Genomic DNA, 15,997 nt, shown 5'->3' with positions numbered 1-15,997 from the left:
GCAGCATGCGCTACTGCTTTCTGGCCCAGCGGTCGAAACCCGCGCAGGCCAGCAGCAGTGCGCTGGTGACGAAGAACACGGATCGCATGCCGAAGTGCACGCCGATCTGCCCGCCAATCAGCGGCCCCACGACCTGTCCGGCAAACTGCGCCGACTGCAGATAGCCGAGCATCTTTCCCGACTGGTGCTCCTTGACTGCCTGACGTACGAGCTTGCCGATGGCCGGCAGCAGGCCCGCCAGCGTCATGCCCATCAACCCGCGCAGCACTGCAAGGGCCCACCAGTTGGTGACGAATGCCTGCGGGATCATCACGAGCGCCGTGGCAACAAGGCAGCCAATGATGACGTTCCAGGCGCCAATGCGGTCGGCGAGTGCGCCCAGGCGCGAGGCCGTCAATACACTGCCGAAGGCGGAGCTTGCCATGACGATGCCCGCAATCGTAACCAGCCGGTCATGGGGCACGCCAAGCTCGCCGATATACACCGTGATGATCGGCTCGATCGACATGTTGGACAGCAGGACCATCGTCGCCGTGATCAGCAGTGCGGCGAGCGGAATGCGTGACGCGCGCGGCTGCGACGCCGTGTCCGATTGCCTGGATGCCACTTGCTTCACGGGCCGCGTAAAGTCCTCGCGGACCACGAAGATCGTGAGTAGGGCCGCCACGGCAATCATCGCGCCACCGGCAAAGAACGTGCCGCGGATGCCGATCAGGTTCGGCAACAGGCCACCGACCAGTGGGCCGACGAGGTTGCCGACCAGGGCGCCGGTCGACAGCACGCCAAGCGCCCATCCAGACCGATCGGCGGGCGCCTGGGTGCCGATCATGACCGTGGCGGCCGACGCATACCCGCCGATCAGTCCGGCCGCAAAACGCAGCGCAACCAGTTCGTAGACGTTGTGGGCCAGGCCGATCATCGACATGACGATGGCCATGCCAACGGCGGCGCGTACCAGCATCGGCTTGCGTCCGAAGCGGTCTGCCAGCTTGCCCCACAGCGGCGCCGTCACGGCCGTGGCCAGGAACGTCACGCCAAACGCCACGCCGGACCATTGCACGATGTCGGCCTGGGCCGTCACGCCAAGCTGCTCCACGTATAGCGGCAGAAATGGCAGCAACATGCTCAGGCTGACGAGCGTGGTGAACGAGCCGAAAGTGGCCACGGCGAGATTACGCTGCCAGTAGGAGGCATTGCGCGCCGCGTAGCTGTGCGCGGGTGGCGCGTCGGATGAGGGCAGGGTGCTGGAGGCTTCGGACATAAGGCGCGGGAACGCTGTGATTTATAGTGGTGGCCCTCCGGTCATATTCTCCGGAACGGCGCGCCAGGTTGGCTGGGTCCCTCAAAGCTAGGGGAAAACCCGCCCCGACGCGTGGCATGCCATGTATCAACAGTTGTTCGTCGCAGTAACAACGGTAGCGGTCGAAGCATCCGAACCTGACAACACCATTGACTGGGAGACATCGCCATGAAGCAGGAGGAAACGCTCGAGGGCATTCCGGCAGCCGAGCTGATCGACGCACGGATTGCCGAATACGGCGACTGGCGCGGCACTACGCTTGCGCAGTTGCGCGCCATCGTGAGGGACGCGGACCCGGACGTGATCGAGGAATGGAAGTGGAGCGTTCCGGTCTGGTCGCACGACGGCATTCTCTGCACGGGCGAGGTCTACAAGGCCGCCGTAAAGATGACGTTTCCGAAGGGTGCGTCGCTGGACGACCCGAAAGGGCTGTTCAATTCGAGCCTGGAAGGCAACGTGCGCCGCGCGATTGATTTCCGGGAAGGCGGCAAGATCGACAAGACCGCGCTGAAGGCGTTGATCCGCGCGGCCGTGGCGCTGAACCAGGCTGCCGTGAAGGCAAAAACCAAGACCAAGGCCAAGGCTTGAACCTGTTTCCGATGGAGTGACGCTGCGAACGGGCCGCTGCGGCGAGTGTTGCATCGCGCAGCGTCCCGTCCAGTTTTTAGCCGGGCGATCCTTTCATCGCATCGCTCCGCCGTCACCGCCCCCAGGGTGCCGTTTCCCCGGCGCTCAGCCCGTAACGCCGCACGGCTTCGGCATGCAGCGATGCATCGATCGCATGCAACGCGCTCACGACGATGTGGTGGCGATCGATTTCGAAGAAGCGGCGCAGCGCGCTCCGCGTATCGCTGCGGCCGAACCCATCCGTCCCCAGTGCGATATAGCGCGCCGACACGTAGGGCGCGATCAGTTGCGCATAGGCACGCACGTAGTCGGTGGCAGCCACCACCGGTGCGGTACCGGCGAGGCAGCGGGCCACGTGGCTGGTGGCGTCGGCATTGCAGCCGAACATCTGCTGACGTTCGCATTCGCGTGCGTCGCGGGCCAACTCGGGAAAGCTCGTCACGCTCCAGATCTCGCTGGCGATGTTCCAGTCCTGCGCGAGCAGATCCGCCGCCGCGATGACCTCACGCAGAATCGGGCCGGAGCCCAGCAGACGCACGCGCGCGTCTCCGTCGCCCCGCACGCCAAACCGGTATATGCCGCGCACCACGTCGGCATGAGCGGACGCCGGCAACGGCGGATGGGCATAGTTTTCGTTGTTGACGGTGATGTAGTAGAACTCGTCGCGCCGATGTTCGAGCATCGCGCGTGCGCCGTGGTCGATGATGACGGCGGCCTCGCCAATGAAGGCGGGGTCGTAGGCGCGGCAATTGGGCACCGTGGCGGCCACGAGCTGGCTGCTGCCGTCCTGGTGCTGCAACCCCTCGCCCGACAGCGTGGTACGGCCGGCGGTGGCGCCGATCAGGAAGCCACGCGCGCGCTGGTCGGCAGCGGCCCAGATCATGTCGCCCACCCGCTGGAAGCCGAACATCGAATAGTAGATGTAGAACGGCAACATCGGCTCGCCGTTGACGCTGTATGACGTGGCGGCCGCCGTCCACGAAGCCAGCGCGCCTGCCTCGGTGATGCCTTCCTCCAGCAGCTGACCGTCCTGGCTTTCCTTGTAGTAGAGCATCGAGCCGGCATCTTCCGGCTCATAGAGCTGCCCCACCGGCGAATAGATGCCGATCTGGCGGAACAGGTTGGCCATGCCGAAGGTGCGCGCCTCGTCGGCCACGATCGGGACAATACGCCGGCCAATCGTGCGGTCCTTGATCAGGTTCGTGAACAGTCGAACGACGCCGGTGGTGGTCGACACCTCGCGTCCGTCCGGCGACAGCGCAAATCCGGCATAGCTGTCGAGCGCCGGCACTGGCAGGGGCTGCGTGGTATCGCTCCGGCGGGGCAGATGCCCGCCCAGTGCCGCGCGCCGCTCGCGCAGGTACACCATTTCCGGGCTGTTGTCGGCGGGCTTGTAAAACTGCATCGATTCCAGCGCGGCATCGTCGATCGGCAACTGAAACCGTTGGCGGAACGCGTGCAGTGCATCGACATCGAGCTTCTTCTGCTGATGCGCGGTCATGCGTGATTCGCCCGCATTGCCCATGCCATACCCCTTCTTGGTCTTGGCAAGAATCACGGTCGGACGGCCAGCATGATGTACAGCGGCGTGATAGGCAGCATGGAGCTTCCGCAGGTCATGGCCGCCGCGACGCAGCCCGTCGATGTCGGCCGCGCTCATGCCCGCCACCAGCGCCTTCAGTTCCGGGTCTTGATGGAAGAAGTGCGACAGGTTGTAGTCCCCGTCCTTGGCGCCAAGATTCTGGTATTCGCCATCGACCATCGCGGCAAAGCGCTTCAGCAAGGCGTGATTGGTGTCGCGCGCAAACAGGGTGTCCCACTCGGAGCCCCAGATCACCTTGATCACGTTCCAGCCGGCACCGCTGAACAACGCTTCAAGTTCGTTGATGACCTGACCATTGCCCCGAACCGGACCGTCGAGCCGCTGGAGGTTGCAATTGATTACGAAGGTCAGGTTATCCAGCCGCTCGCGGGCTGCCAGCGACAACGCAGCCAGCGATTCGGGTTCATCCATCTCGCCGTCGCCAAACACACCCCAGACGCGGCGCTGATCCGTCGTGGCAATGCCGCGATGCTCCAGATAGCGCAGAAACCGCGCCTGGTAGATGGCGCTGATTGGGCCGATACCCATCGACCCGGTAGGAAATTGCCAGAAATCCGGCATCAGCCACGGATGCGGATAGGAACACAGGCCGCCGCCATCCACCTCCTGACGGTAACGCGACAATTGCGCCTCCGACAGCCGGCCTTCCAGGAAGGCTCGCGCATACACGCCCGGCGCGGAGTGCGGCTGGAAGAAAACAAGGTCGCCCTTGCGGTCCGGCGTATCGGCGCGGAAGAAATGCTGAAAGCCGACTTCGAATATTTCGGCGGCCGAGGCATAGCTGGCAAGATGCCCGCCCAGTTCGCCATAAGCCTTGTTGGCGCGAACCACCATCGCCAGCGCATTCCAGCGCAGGATGGCGGTCAGTCGCTGTTCGATGGCCAGGTCACCAGGGTAGGGCGGCTGCGCCTGCGGCGCGATCGTGTTCTGGTAGGCGGAGTACGGGTGCGCGCGCTGGTCCAGACCCAGATGGCCCGCATGCTCGCCCAATCGCTCCAGCAGATACCCGGCGCGCCCAGGCCCCGCGCTGTCCACGACGCCGCTCAGCGCGTCGATCCATTCCCGGGTTTCAAGCGGATCGATATCGCCATCGATCTGCAGTGGATTCAGTGGCTCGGCGCGTCCCATGATTCGTCTCCTGATTCGAATGCCTTCGTCGTTCAGACGATTCTAGGGCGCGGAAGACAATGGAATGTATCGGAATGCGCTGTACGGTGACGTCAGCGCGGCATGTTGTGCTGTAGAGCGGATTATCTGCAGCATGCGCTTCTGGTTGTCTGGCACCGGTAAATGCGCATTGCATTTCTCGTCTCTCCTACCTATAGTTACCCGTCTGGCTAACTATTTAAGGAGATGTGACGATGAAGATCACTGTGGAAACGACGGTTGCCGCCCCGGTTGAGAAGGTGTGGCACGCCTACACCACGCCGGCCGACATCAAGCAGTGGAATGCCGCCTCCGATGACTGGCACACCACCGCCGCCACTGTCGATCTGCGCGTTGGCGGGGCATTTTCCTCGCGGATGGAGGCCAAGGACGGCAGCATGGGGTTCGACTTCGCCGGTACCTACACGAACGTTGTGAAGCACGAACGCATCGAGTATGCGTTTGGTGAGCGTGCCGCCCAGGTTACGTTCACGGAATCGCCGCAGGGCGTGACGGTCAGCGTGACGTTCGACGCTGAGACCGAGTATCCGGTCGAGCAGCAACAGCAAGGATGGCAGGCCATCCTGAACAACTTCAAGCAGTACGTCGAGAGCCGGTAATTTACGGCGGCGCCGGGCGTGGCATGCGCCCGGCGCCGCGAACTCAGGCGACGGTTCGAACCGGCAGGGCTTGCACGCCGCGAAGGTTGTTGCGGCGATGCCAAGAAAGCTGCGCAAGATCCACGGGCTGCAGTGCCGGGAAACGCCGGAGCAGACCGGCAATCGCGCATTCCAGTTCGAGCACGGCCAGGCGAGCACCCAGGCAGTAGTGAATGCCGCCACCGAATGACAATGACGGGGCGCCCTCACGCGACAAATCCAGTTGATCGGGATTGTGGAACGCGCCCGGGTCACGGTTGGCTGCGCCGAGCAGCATGAAGACAATGCTGCCGCGTGGCACGGTGACGTCGTCGAGCGTCACGTCCTCGAATGCGGTGCGTACCACCATCTGCACCGCGCCGTCATGGCGCAGGCACTCGGTCACGGCCTTCGAAACCACCGACGGATCGGACAAGCCTTCCTTCAGGCGTTGCAGTTCGCCGGGTGCACGGAACAGCGCGATCATCGCGTTGCCGATCATGTTCGAGGTCGTTTCGTGGCCCGCAACGAACAGCAGGATCACGTTCGAAATGATCTCCGCCTCGGTCAGCGTTGCGCCATCTTCCTCCACGCCGAGCAGGCTGGACACAAGGTCGTCGCCCGGTCGCGCACGCCGTTGCGCCACCACATCGCGGAAGTAGGCCTCCAGGGTCATCGCACCTTCGTTGGCATCGGCAAGCTGGCTTTCGTTGAGCGGAGCCAGATCGAGCGCGCTGGCCAGCCGGCTGGCGGCGCCCCCGAGTTTGACGCCGTCCTCGACGGGAATATCGAGCAGCCGGCAAATGATCTCCACCGGCAACGGCAGCGCAAAATCGGCAACCAGGTCGAATTCGGTCTTGTTACCGATCCGGTCGAGCAGGCTGCGCGTGGTGGTTTCAACAATCCGCGTCAGTGCTTCAACCTGCCTGCGGTTGAACGCCTGCATCAGCAAGGCCCGCAGCCGGGTATGCGCGGGCGGATTGATCATCAGGAACGTGCGGCTCAACGCCTGGAACACCGGGTTTTGCGTGGCAGCTTCGCCGTAGCGGGCCTGCACGCTCTGGAGATAGGTCTTGCCCATACGGCGGTCGCGCAGCAAGGCATCGATGACACTGAAACGTCCGGTGACGTACGTATTGGGACCCAGCGGCAGCAGCGGACCAGCGGCGCGGATCTGTTCGTACATCGGATAGGGATTCTCGAAGAATGCGGGAGTGGCAAATGACTCGAATTTCATCACGGCGTTGCTTCTTGTTCTGGCGAGGTGGAGACGAATATAAAACCGGGATCGCCGGATAACCGGCGGGTTTCGCGCCAACTTATAGCAGCGGGTCGGCTGACGATCTATCGCGTTATGTATCGCAATGTATCCGCGCTGGCAATTGGTACATCGTGTTACTGAGCGGCGTCGGATCCGGTTGAATAGATTTCCAGACGAAATGAGCTTCGGATGTATGCCTTTGTATCGATGAGATCGGTCGATACAGGGCGATCCAAAAAGGCGCCCAGGCCGACACTTGGCGCGACGATTCGATTTTTAGACTGTGATGGTTCGTTCAAGCCCGCTCCCACTCATTGCATGGATTGGAGCCAATCAGGAGAACCATCATGTCTTATGCAGTTGCCCGAGCTTTTCCGCAATTCCCTTCAGCCGCCCGCGCCATTGCGGCCGCGTCGGCATTGGCCGCCATTGCCTTTGCCGGCCATATCCAGCCGGCCCGGGCCGCGGACGCCGCGCCGAAGACGGCTGCCGCGACGCGCGTCAATGCTGACGAAAGTATCCGCCCGTTCCACGTGCATGTGCCGCAGGCCCAGCTCGACGATCTGCGCAAGCGCATTGCCGCCACGCGCTGGCCCGACAAGGAAACCGTGACCGATGAAAGCCAGGGCATTCAACTGGCCCGCGTGCAGGAGCTTGTCAAATATTGGGGCACCCAATATGACTGGCGCAAGGCAGAGGCGCAGCTCAATGCGCTGCCGCAGTTCGTGACGACCATCGACGGTGTCGACATCCAGTTCATCCACGTCCGTTCGCGCCATCCTGGCGCGCTGCCGATTATCCTGACCCACGGCTGGCCGGGTTCCATATTCGAATTCGTCAAGACAATCGGGCCGCTGACGGACCCGACCGCCTATGGCGGGCGTGCCGAGGATGCGTTCGATGTAGTGATTCCGTCGATTCCGGGTTACGGATTTTCCAGTAAGCCCAAGGATCTGGGCTGGGGTCCGGATCGCACTGCGCGCGCCTGGGATGTTCTGATGAAACGGCTTGGCTATACGAACTATGTATCGCAGGGTGGCGATCACGGGTCCGTTGTTTCAGACGCGCTCGCGCGGCAGGCGCCGCCGGGGCTCAAGGCGATTCACCTGAATATGCCAGCCACGGTGCCGGGCCCGCTGATGAAATCGATCCTCGCCGGCGACGCGGCGCCTTCCGAATTGACAGATCCGGAGCGCAAGGCATATCAGTCGCTGAGCAGCTTCTTCGGCCGTAACGCGGCCTACGGCGCGATGATGGTCACACGTCCGCAAACCATTGGGTATTCCCTCTCGGATTCGCCGGTTGGACTGGCTTCATTTACCTACGAGAAGATTGCGGAATGGAGCGACAGCGGCGGTGTGCCCGAGCGTGTGCTGTCCCGCGATGCCATTCTCAATGACATCACGCTGTACTGGCTTACGAATACGGGCGCATCGTCGTCCCGCTTCTACTGGGAAAACAACAACAATAATTTCAGCGCGGATGCCCAGAAGACGCGCGATATCAAGGTGCCGGTAGCCATCAGCGTGTTTCCGCATGAAATCTACCAGGCGCCGGAAAGCTGGAGCAAACAGGCTTATCCGTCGCTGTACTACTACCGTACGGTGGCCAAGGGTGGACATTTCGCGGCGTGGGAGCAGCCGCAGCTGTTTGTGGAAGAGTTGAGGGCAGCGTTCAAATCGGTGCGTTGAGTGGTGTGGCTGCGCCGTTCCGGGTAATCCCCGAACCGCGCTTGGGCCCAGCCGGTCTGGCTGGGCCTTTTTTGCGAACCGCTAGCGGCGCTGCGCCAGCCATATTCCCAGGCCAATGCAGACCAGGCCCACGCCGTGGTACCAATGCGGGGAATCGCCCAACAGCACGGTGGAGAGCACGGCGGCAAACAGCGGCGTGAGCGTAATGAAGAAAACCGGCAGTTGTGCCCCGGCGCGTGAAATGGCCCGATCCCACGCAAAATACGCCAACAGCGACGGCACGGTACCAACGTAGAGCAGAATCCAGGCAACCTTGCCACTCCATTGCAGAGGCTGCGTCAGCATGCTGATTTCCCACGCGGCGGTGGGAATGCTTGCAATCACGCCGGCAACAATCTGCGCAAACAGCAGAACGGGAAGCGGCAGGTCAGGGCGATTCTTGCGCAGCAGCCACGTATAGAAGCTCCATGCGACAGTCGCCGCGAGCATATAGAGGTCTCCCGGCACAAATTCGAGCTGGGCCAGCCGACCGGGGTCGCCACGCATCAATACGAAAGACACGCCAAGCAGGCAGAGCAGGGCGCCCGCCACATGCCACGACCGGAATGATTCCTTGAAAAAAGTGGCGCCAATAATCAGCAGGAACAAGGGCGTGGATGCGCCGATCAGCGTGACGTTGATCGGGGTGGAAGTCGTCAGCGCCAGATACTGGAATGCGTTGTAGCTGGCGATCGAAAGCACGCCCATGACCGTCAGAACGCCCATATGCCGCCGGAGTGCGGCCCGATGGCTCACGACGCCGCGCCATGCATAGGGCGCCAGTAGCAGGCCCGCGATAATCCAGCGCACCAGATTCAGGGTGATCGGCGGCACAACGCCTGCCGCCAGGCGACCGACGATGGCATTACCTGCCCAGGCAAGCGGTGGAAACGTCAAAAGAAACAGCGTGGTTGGATCGATGCGGGTTGTTTTCATTGTGTAAGAGATCGCCACCGTGGCGCACAGGGAGCAAGCGCCAGGAGTCGTTGCCGGACCCAGCAATATACGTCCGAAACCAGAAAGGCTGCTTCCGCCCAGTTCATTTGGATCAACGCCAGCAAAGGACGGCTGCTGATCCGGAAACCATGACTTGTCCTGTGGCGGAGTACTGACACCCCTGTTTTAAGGGTGGTCAGTCGCTGGGGACCAATGATAAGGTGCCAGGCGAAATTTCAGTCATTTCCGATAATCAGAATAAGAAAGCACTCCGGCGTGATGCGAAGCCGGTTCCGCAGGCAGCCGCCACCAGTCATCAGTCACCAGTCACCACAAATAAAAAGCGAAATCATGGGTATCGCTGCTGCAATCGCATACGTCATCATCTACTTCGCCGGAAAGTACGGCGCGGTCCTTCTGAACTTGCTGCTGCGGCGCGTCCTGGTGACCCGGCTGAGGCTCGCGGGATTCGGCGCGATGGTGGCAGTTGGAGCTTTGGTCACTGTGCTGATCGAGCAAATCGAAGGCGCATCCGCCTACGACAAGGGCGTCCTCTTCGGATCGTATGTCTTGGCGCCAATTCTCTTCGTCGCCATAGGCGTCGGCATCTCGGTCTGGCTTGAACGGCGTCGCAAGGCAAGTCCGCTCACCGGAGCGCCGAAGAAGCTGTACTAACGCCAAGCGTTCGCCTGCCTCAGATTCAGGGAACAGCAGCGCAATAACCGCTCGACCTCGCAACGCCTGACAAAGCAAATACAGACGGCATCTGAGATTGCGGGTGCGATCCAAACCGCACAGCATTACAGACGGCCCGAAGTCCAAGACTGCGGCCGATAGAAGTGCCTTCTGAAAGCCATGCACATGCAGCTTGCAGACTGCTGAGCGCGTTGACTTTAATGACACTGTGCCCACCGAGGGTGCGCTCGAAACAAATTACCGTCACGAACAGAATCATTCACTTCCGTCGCGTCGCCAAAGCTGCAAGTATTCGTTCGGATTTCCATCCAGCGCAGGCCGGCCGCCGCCGCCTGAGGCGACCATGCCGCGTCTCGCATCCCTACGTGTGACGACGATTGACCGGCGAGCATTCGGAGGGGCGCGATATTGAAGGAGGCGCGGAATGAGCAATGTCTTCGCAACGATTAAGCACGAGTTCATGGAGATGCTGCCGCCCACGATCTTCTTCCTGGTGGCACTTCATATCGTCGCGGTGATCCGCGCCTTGATGCTCCGCAGTTCCGGCATCGAAGTGGAGACATCGGCATCGATACTGCTAGCCGCGCTGATCCTTGGCAAAGCCGTGCTGATCGCAAACATGATGCCCTTCATCAACCGGTTTCCCGATAAGCCGCTGATCTGGAATGTCGGCTGGAAGACGTTGATCTACACACTGGTGGCGCTGCTCGTGCACTACCTGGAGCGGTTGTACGAATTCTGGAAAGAGGCGCCAAGCTTCGCGGCTGCCAACCACACGTTGTTCACGGAAATAAGCTGGCCGCGCTTCTGGGCTATCCAGATCCTGCTGCTGACTCTGATCTTTTCGTACTGCGTCATCGCCGAAATCGTCCGTGCGATTGGCCGCGACCGATTCAAAAGAATGTTCCTGGGACCGTTGCCCGAACGATCCACCGTGCTGCATTGAACTCGGACGGCTGACTGCCTCCGGTGCGGTTCGCTACTAACGGCTGTACATCGACTGGAGTTTCCTCATGGCACGCCTACCGGTACTTGGTTTGCTCGCTGTCGTTCTGACGGCTTGCAGCAACACTCCCCCGACTCCAACCAGCGCGCCCGCGAATCCGCCCCAGGCGGCTGCCGCGCCCGCACAGCCCCAGGCGGCGAAGCCGGAAGCCAATGCGGTGGACCCGGCGGTCATCAAGGCATTGCAGGACATGGGCGCGACCCTGCAATCCCTTAAGCAGTTTGAAGTCGGTATCAGCCTGACCGGCGAGCGCGTACTGCAGGACGGACAGAAGTTGCAGCACACCGCCATTGCCGACCTTGATGTCGTGCGCCCCAACAAGTTGCGCGCGCAGATGCGTAGTGCCCGCCTGCAGCGGGACCTGATCTACGACGGCAAGACCGTGACGCTTTACCAGCCAGAGCAGAAGTTCTACTCGCAGGCGCAATTCAGCGACAACCTCAGCACGCTCGTGGATCGATTGAGTGAGCGCTATGGCATCGAAGTGCCGTCCGCGGACTTGTTCCTTTGGGGAACACCGGCCGCGCCGACCAACAACATCGTGTCGGCAATGAATGCCGGACAGGATTTCATCGCGGGTGACCTCTGCGATCACTATGCCTTCAGGCAAGGTCAGTTCGACTGGCAGATCTGGATTTCGGCCGGCGCACGGCCGTTGCCGCGCAAACTGGTCATCACGAATCGCGCGGACGAGGCGCGCCCGCAATCGATCACGTACTACAAGTGGAACCTGAATCCGAAGTTCGGCAACGCCACCTTCGCGTTCACGCCGCCGCCGGGTGCCAAGCCCGCCGAGTTCGTTCCACTGAAGACCCGCTAAGGAGCCTGCGATGACATACGCATTCGGCAAGCTGTCCGTGGTTTGCGCAACCACACTGGTTCTGGCCGCGATGGGGTGGGTGCCAACGGCGGAAGCGCGCCCCGGAGGCGGCGGCGGTGGCGGGCATATGGCCGGCGGTGGTGGCGGCGGTGGTGGTGGCGCTGCGCGCCAGGCCAACAACAGCCGGGCGGACGTACGCTCCAACAACGTGCGCAGCAATAGCGTCAACAGCGTCAACACCAATCGCAACGTCAACGTCAATTCGAACCGCAACGTCAACGTGAATGTCGACAACCACGGTGGTTGGGACAACGATTACCATCCGGTGGCCACGGCGGCAGCCGTTACGGCGACGGTAGCCGTGACCTCCGCAGTGGTCGGATCGATGGTGCGCTCGGTGCCGCCGAACTGTGCCCCGGTCAACTACGGCGGCATGGTGTATCAACAGTGCGGCGGCACCTGGTACCAGCCGCAAGGATCGCAGTACGTCGTGGTGAACGCGCCGTACTAATTGATTGGCGCCTGCCTAGATGTCTTCGATCGTCGCTTCGATGCGCCCGCTTCGAATGGCTGTGAGGTAGGCGCGGAAGTCGCTGCGGTTCTGGGACGCATATTCGGTGGCGAATTCGCAGATCGCGTCATCGAAGGTGCGTCCCGATCCCATATATCCCGCCATCATCGCGGCGTCGCCGGTCCGGGCATGCGCACGGGCCAGCGCGTGGGCGCACATCCTGCCGTACTGACGCAGCAAGCCGCTGTCCCAATCCTCGATCAGGGCAGACAGTTTCATATCCCTCAGCTGACGAACGTAGAAATCCTTTCCGTTCCTGCCACGTGTCCAGCCAAGGAACACATCCGTGGCGGCCTGCATCAGACGCTGCCCCACGATGACGCGCTGGCCGTGATTGTCATAGACGCTCTTGCCCGCATACGGTTCGAGCACTGACGCGCGCGCCTCCTTCACCTGCAGGAACAGCGGATCGTTATCAGCCGCCATGAACAGACACACGGCGCACATCGTGCCTACGCTGCCCACGCCAACTACCTTGATGGCCATGTCGAAGAAGTGAAAGCGGTCGAACAGCACGCGCGTATGGTCGGCAAGGCTTGCCCGATACGCTTCAATGGCGGCCTGGTATCCCGACGAAAGATCGGGCGCAAGGTCTTCGGACGGATGAAAAATCAACGGCGGCTCGTCCTTGATTCTTGGATGCAGGCCCGCTTCGGCAACGAATTTCGGGTACAGGTGATCGGGCACCGATTTGCGCCGTTCCGCCTCGATGCGTTCCGCTAGCCGCTTGCGCGTTGCTTCAACGACCTTGGGGTCGCCCGTACGATCCTCGTAATTCTGCAGGTCGATGCGGTCGTACCAGACGTCGAGCGCGCGCATCCCCGCATAGTTATGCATGCGTTCCCGATACTCCCGAACCGAATCGGTTGCCACACGCGCGGCGTCGCTCCTGGGCAATGCCAGATGGTCAGCGGCAATCACGATGCTGGCGGTGAGGCGTTTCAGATCCCACTCGAAGGGCGCCGGAAGGGTTTCGTCCAGATCGTTGATATCAAAAATGATATTGCGCTCCGGTGTGGAGAATCCACCGAAGTTCATCAGGTGCGCGTCGCCGCAGGCCTGTACGCGGATGCCGCTGGACGGCGTCGTCGCAAGATCGGCGGCCATGATCGCCGCCGCACCCCGATAGAAGGCAAACGGTGAGGCCGACATGCGGCCAAATCGAATGGGGACGAGCTCCAGGATTCGCCCGGTGTTTGATTCTTCCAGCAGCGCCACGGGGTCCCGGCGATCGTTGGCGGGTCGCCATCCGGATTGGGAGGACCGGGGCACCGCATCGCGCAGCATCCGGCCTTTCGCGGCGCGTTCGTCGGACGTGAAGTATTTGGATTGGGAAGTCTGATCGCCCACTCGCTCATCGCCGTTCTTGTTCTTGGCCTTGGACATTTGGATCGTCTCCTTGTTGTTGGTAACAACGCGGCGGAGCTGTGGGCGCCTCATCGCTTACTTTAGGTTAGGCGCGATCCGATGGATAGGCTGGAGAAAATGTCCCGAGCGACGGTATCGGAATTACCCCCGAGGTTGTGATTTTCCTTTTAGGACGCGTTCCGAAAAGATTCACTTCCGCTTCCATTGACGTTGTCAGAGTATTTCCCGGCACTCGGTAACGCAGGCAAATCCGTTCAGGTTGTGCTCCACCACATTGGAACAGGGGTTAGGAATGACCAAGAACCGCAATATCGTGATCAGTGGCATCGCACTGGCCGTTGTCGCCCTGGTGCAGGCCAGCGCGGGCATGGCGCAGGATGCGCGCAAGGACGCCACCAGCGCGACCAAGGCCGCCAATCAGAAGCTGCTTGGCGAGTTGCCGTTCTCGGATCGTTCGGATTTCGATGATGCGCATCGCGGCTTTGTTGCGCCGCTTCCCGATGCCATCATCAAAGGCACGTCGGGCAACCCGATCTGGAATCCGCAGCAGTACGCCTTTATCAAGGAAGGATCCGCCGCGCCGGGCACGGTCAATCCGAGCCTCTGGCGGCAGGCGCAACTCATCAATATCAGCGGGTTGTTCCAGGTCACCGATGGGATCTATCAGGTTCGCAACCAGGACCTGTCGAACATGACCATCATCGAAGGCAAGGAAGGGCTTACGGTGGTGGATCCACTGGTTTCACAGGAAACCGCAAAGGTTGCCATCGACCTCTACTATGCCAATCGCGGTCGCAAACCAGTCAAGGCGGTGATCTATACCCACAGCCACGTCGACCACTATGGCGGCGTGCGCGCTTTGGTGGAGCCTGGCGATGTCTCGTCCGGCAAGGTCAAGATCTACGCGCCGGAAGGCTTTCTGGACGCGGCCGTTGCCGAGAACGTCATGGCGGGCAATGCCATGAGCCGCCGCGCCAGCTATATGTACGGGAACCTGCTGCCGCCCGACCCGAAGGGGCAGGTTGGCGCCGGGCTGGGCACGACGACGTCCGCGGGCACGGTGACGCTGCTGCCGCCCACCGACATCATCACGAAGACCGGCGAGAAACGCACGATCGACGGATTGACCTATGAGTTTCTGATGGCGCCAGGATCGGAGGCGCCGTCGGAAATGCTGTGGTACATCGAAGAGAAGCGCGCGATCTCGGCGGCGGAAGACTGCACGCATACGCTGCATAACACTTACTCGCTGCGCGGCGCCAAGATTCGGGAACCGTTGCCGTGGTCCAAGTACCTGAACCAGGCGGTGACCATGTGGGGTGCCAAGGCGGACGTGATGTTTGCGCAGCATCACTGGCCGACGTTCGGCCGCGATAACGTGGTGAAGCTGCTGCGCCAGCAGCGTGACCTGTACCGCTATATCAACGACGAAACACTGCATCTCGCCAACCAAGGCGAGACGATGGTCGAGATCGCGGACAAGTTCAGGCTGCCACCAAGCCTGGCCAATATGTGGGCCAACCGGGGCTACTACGGTTCTGTCAGTCACGATGTCAAGGCGACCTATGTGCTCTACCTTGGCTGGTTCAACGGCAATCCGGCCACGCTGGACGAACTGACGCCGGTGGAGGCTGGCAAGCGCTACGTCGAGTTCATGGGTGGTGCCAACGCGGTATTGGCGAAGGCGAAACAGGCTTACGCGCGCGGCGAGTACCGCTGGGTAGCGCAGGTGGTGAATCACGTGGTGTTCGCCGATCCGTCGAACCAGGCTGCCAAGGCCCTGCAGGCCGATGCGCTGGAGCAACTCGGCTACCAGGCGGAGTCCGGTCCGTGGCGCAACTTCTATCTGACCGGCGCCAAGGAGTTGCGTGAAGGCGTGAAGAAACTGCCGACGCCCAACACAGCCAGTGCCGACACTGTGAGGGCGATGACGCCGGAGATGTTCTTCGACTATCTCAGTGTTCGCGTGAACCGCGCCAAGGCCGCCAACGCCCATATCGCGTTGAATGTGGACCTTGGCAAGCCGGACGGAACCTACCTACTGGAGCTGGAAAACGGCGTGCTCAACCACACGGCGGGCGTGCAGGCGCAGCAGGCGGATGCCAACGTAACGATGTCGCGTGACACGCTGAATGGCATCATCCTCGGCCAGACCAAGATGGCCGATGCCATCAGCAACGGCAGCGCGAAGGTCAGTGGTAACCAGGCCAAGCTGGACGAACTGGTCAGTTATCTGGATACGTTCGAGTTCTGGTTCAACATCGTCACGCCATAAAGCGGCGACGCACTGCACGC

General features: G+C 61.6%; 13 protein-coding genes. 8 read left to right on the top strand and 5 right to left on the bottom strand.

The window, feature by feature from the left end; genetic code table 11:
- Positions 1-10: 10 nt before the first annotated feature.
- Positions 11-1,261: an MFS transporter gene (locus AC3FLX_RS25415; RefSeq protein WP_488700098.1), complete on the bottom strand. Its 1,251-nt coding sequence runs from the start codon at positions 1,259-1,261 to the stop codon at positions 11-13.
- Positions 1,262-1,468: 207 nt separating this feature from the next.
- Between AC3FLX_RS25415 and AC3FLX_RS25410 the strand changes: the two genes are divergently transcribed.
- On the top strand, positions 1,469-1,888 hold the full coding sequence (locus tag AC3FLX_RS25410; RefSeq protein ID WP_488700097.1) for a DUF1801 domain-containing protein: 420 nt from the start codon (positions 1,469-1,471) through the stop codon (positions 1,886-1,888).
- Between the two features lie 112 nt (positions 1,889-2,000).
- On the opposite strand, the gene mdeB is transcribed toward AC3FLX_RS25410, so the two are convergent.
- Positions 2,001-4,658 carry an alpha-ketoglutarate dehydrogenase gene (gene mdeB / locus AC3FLX_RS25405; RefSeq protein WP_488700096.1) on the bottom strand — a complete coding sequence of 886 codons (2,658 nt, stop codon included), beginning with the start codon at positions 4,656-4,658 and terminating at the stop codon, positions 2,001-2,003.
- A 233-nt stretch (positions 4,659-4,891) separates the two neighbouring features.
- Between mdeB and AC3FLX_RS25400 the strand changes: the two genes are divergently transcribed.
- Positions 4,892-5,296 (top strand): SRPBCC family protein, encoded by a 405-nt coding sequence (locus AC3FLX_RS25400; protein ID WP_488700095.1) that lies wholly within the window; start codon positions 4,892-4,894, stop codon positions 5,294-5,296.
- Positions 5,297-5,339: 43 nt separating this feature from the next.
- On the opposite strand, the gene AC3FLX_RS25395 is transcribed toward AC3FLX_RS25400, so the two are convergent.
- Positions 5,340-6,551, bottom strand: a complete 1,212-nt coding sequence (locus tag AC3FLX_RS25395) for a cytochrome P450 (protein WP_488700094.1) — start codon at positions 6,549-6,551, stop codon at positions 5,340-5,342.
- Positions 6,552-6,922: 371 nt separating this feature from the next.
- On the opposite strand from AC3FLX_RS25395, the gene AC3FLX_RS25390 reads away from it, so the two are divergent.
- The gene (locus tag AC3FLX_RS25390) at positions 6,923-8,266 is read left to right on the top strand and encodes an epoxide hydrolase family protein (RefSeq protein ID WP_488700093.1); all 1,344 of its coding nucleotides are present in this window, start codon (positions 6,923-6,925) and stop codon (positions 8,264-8,266) included.
- An 81-nt stretch (positions 8,267-8,347) separates the two neighbouring features.
- Here the strand turns inward: AC3FLX_RS25390 and AC3FLX_RS25385 are convergent, their stop codons facing one another.
- Positions 8,348-9,241: a DMT family transporter gene (locus tag AC3FLX_RS25385; protein ID WP_488700092.1), complete on the bottom strand. Its 894-nt coding sequence runs from the start codon at positions 9,239-9,241 to the stop codon at positions 8,348-8,350.
- A 351-nt stretch (positions 9,242-9,592) separates the two neighbouring features.
- Between AC3FLX_RS25385 and AC3FLX_RS25380 the strand changes: the two genes are divergently transcribed.
- The 4 genes from AC3FLX_RS25380 (at position 9,593) to AC3FLX_RS25365 (ending at position 12,274) form a co-directional block, all read left to right on the top strand.
- On the top strand, positions 9,593-9,916 hold the full coding sequence (locus AC3FLX_RS25380) for a hypothetical protein (RefSeq protein ID WP_488700091.1): 324 nt from the start codon (positions 9,593-9,595) through the stop codon (positions 9,914-9,916).
- 445 nt (positions 9,917-10,361) lie between these two features.
- A complete protein-coding gene (locus AC3FLX_RS25375) occupies positions 10,362-10,883 on the top strand; it encodes a hypothetical protein (protein WP_488700090.1) in 522 nt (173 codons plus the stop codon).
- A gap of 67 nt (positions 10,884-10,950) precedes the next feature.
- Entirely contained in the window at positions 10,951-11,763 is an 813-nt protein-coding gene (locus AC3FLX_RS25370) for a DUF2092 domain-containing protein (protein ID WP_333682223.1), read from the top strand.
- Between the two features lie 10 nt (positions 11,764-11,773).
- On the top strand, positions 11,774-12,274 hold the full coding sequence (locus AC3FLX_RS25365) for a hypothetical protein (RefSeq protein ID WP_333682225.1): 501 nt from the start codon (positions 11,774-11,776) through the stop codon (positions 12,272-12,274).
- Positions 12,275-12,289: 15 nt separating this feature from the next.
- On the opposite strand, the gene AC3FLX_RS25360 is transcribed toward AC3FLX_RS25365, so the two are convergent.
- Entirely contained in the window at positions 12,290-13,720 is a 1,431-nt protein-coding gene (locus AC3FLX_RS25360) for a DUF2252 domain-containing protein (protein WP_488700089.1), read from the bottom strand.
- Positions 13,721-13,994: 274 nt separating this feature from the next.
- Between AC3FLX_RS25360 and AC3FLX_RS25355 the strand changes: the two genes are divergently transcribed.
- Positions 13,995-15,977: an alkyl/aryl-sulfatase gene (locus AC3FLX_RS25355; protein WP_488700088.1), complete on the top strand. Its 1,983-nt coding sequence runs from the start codon at positions 13,995-13,997 to the stop codon at positions 15,975-15,977.
- Positions 15,978-15,997 lie beyond the last annotated feature (20 nt).

This window comes from Cupriavidus sp. 291-E7, assembly GCF_057798835.1.
Note: the sequence above shows the minus strand (reverse complement) of the source record. Positions and strands in the feature narration are given on the sequence as shown.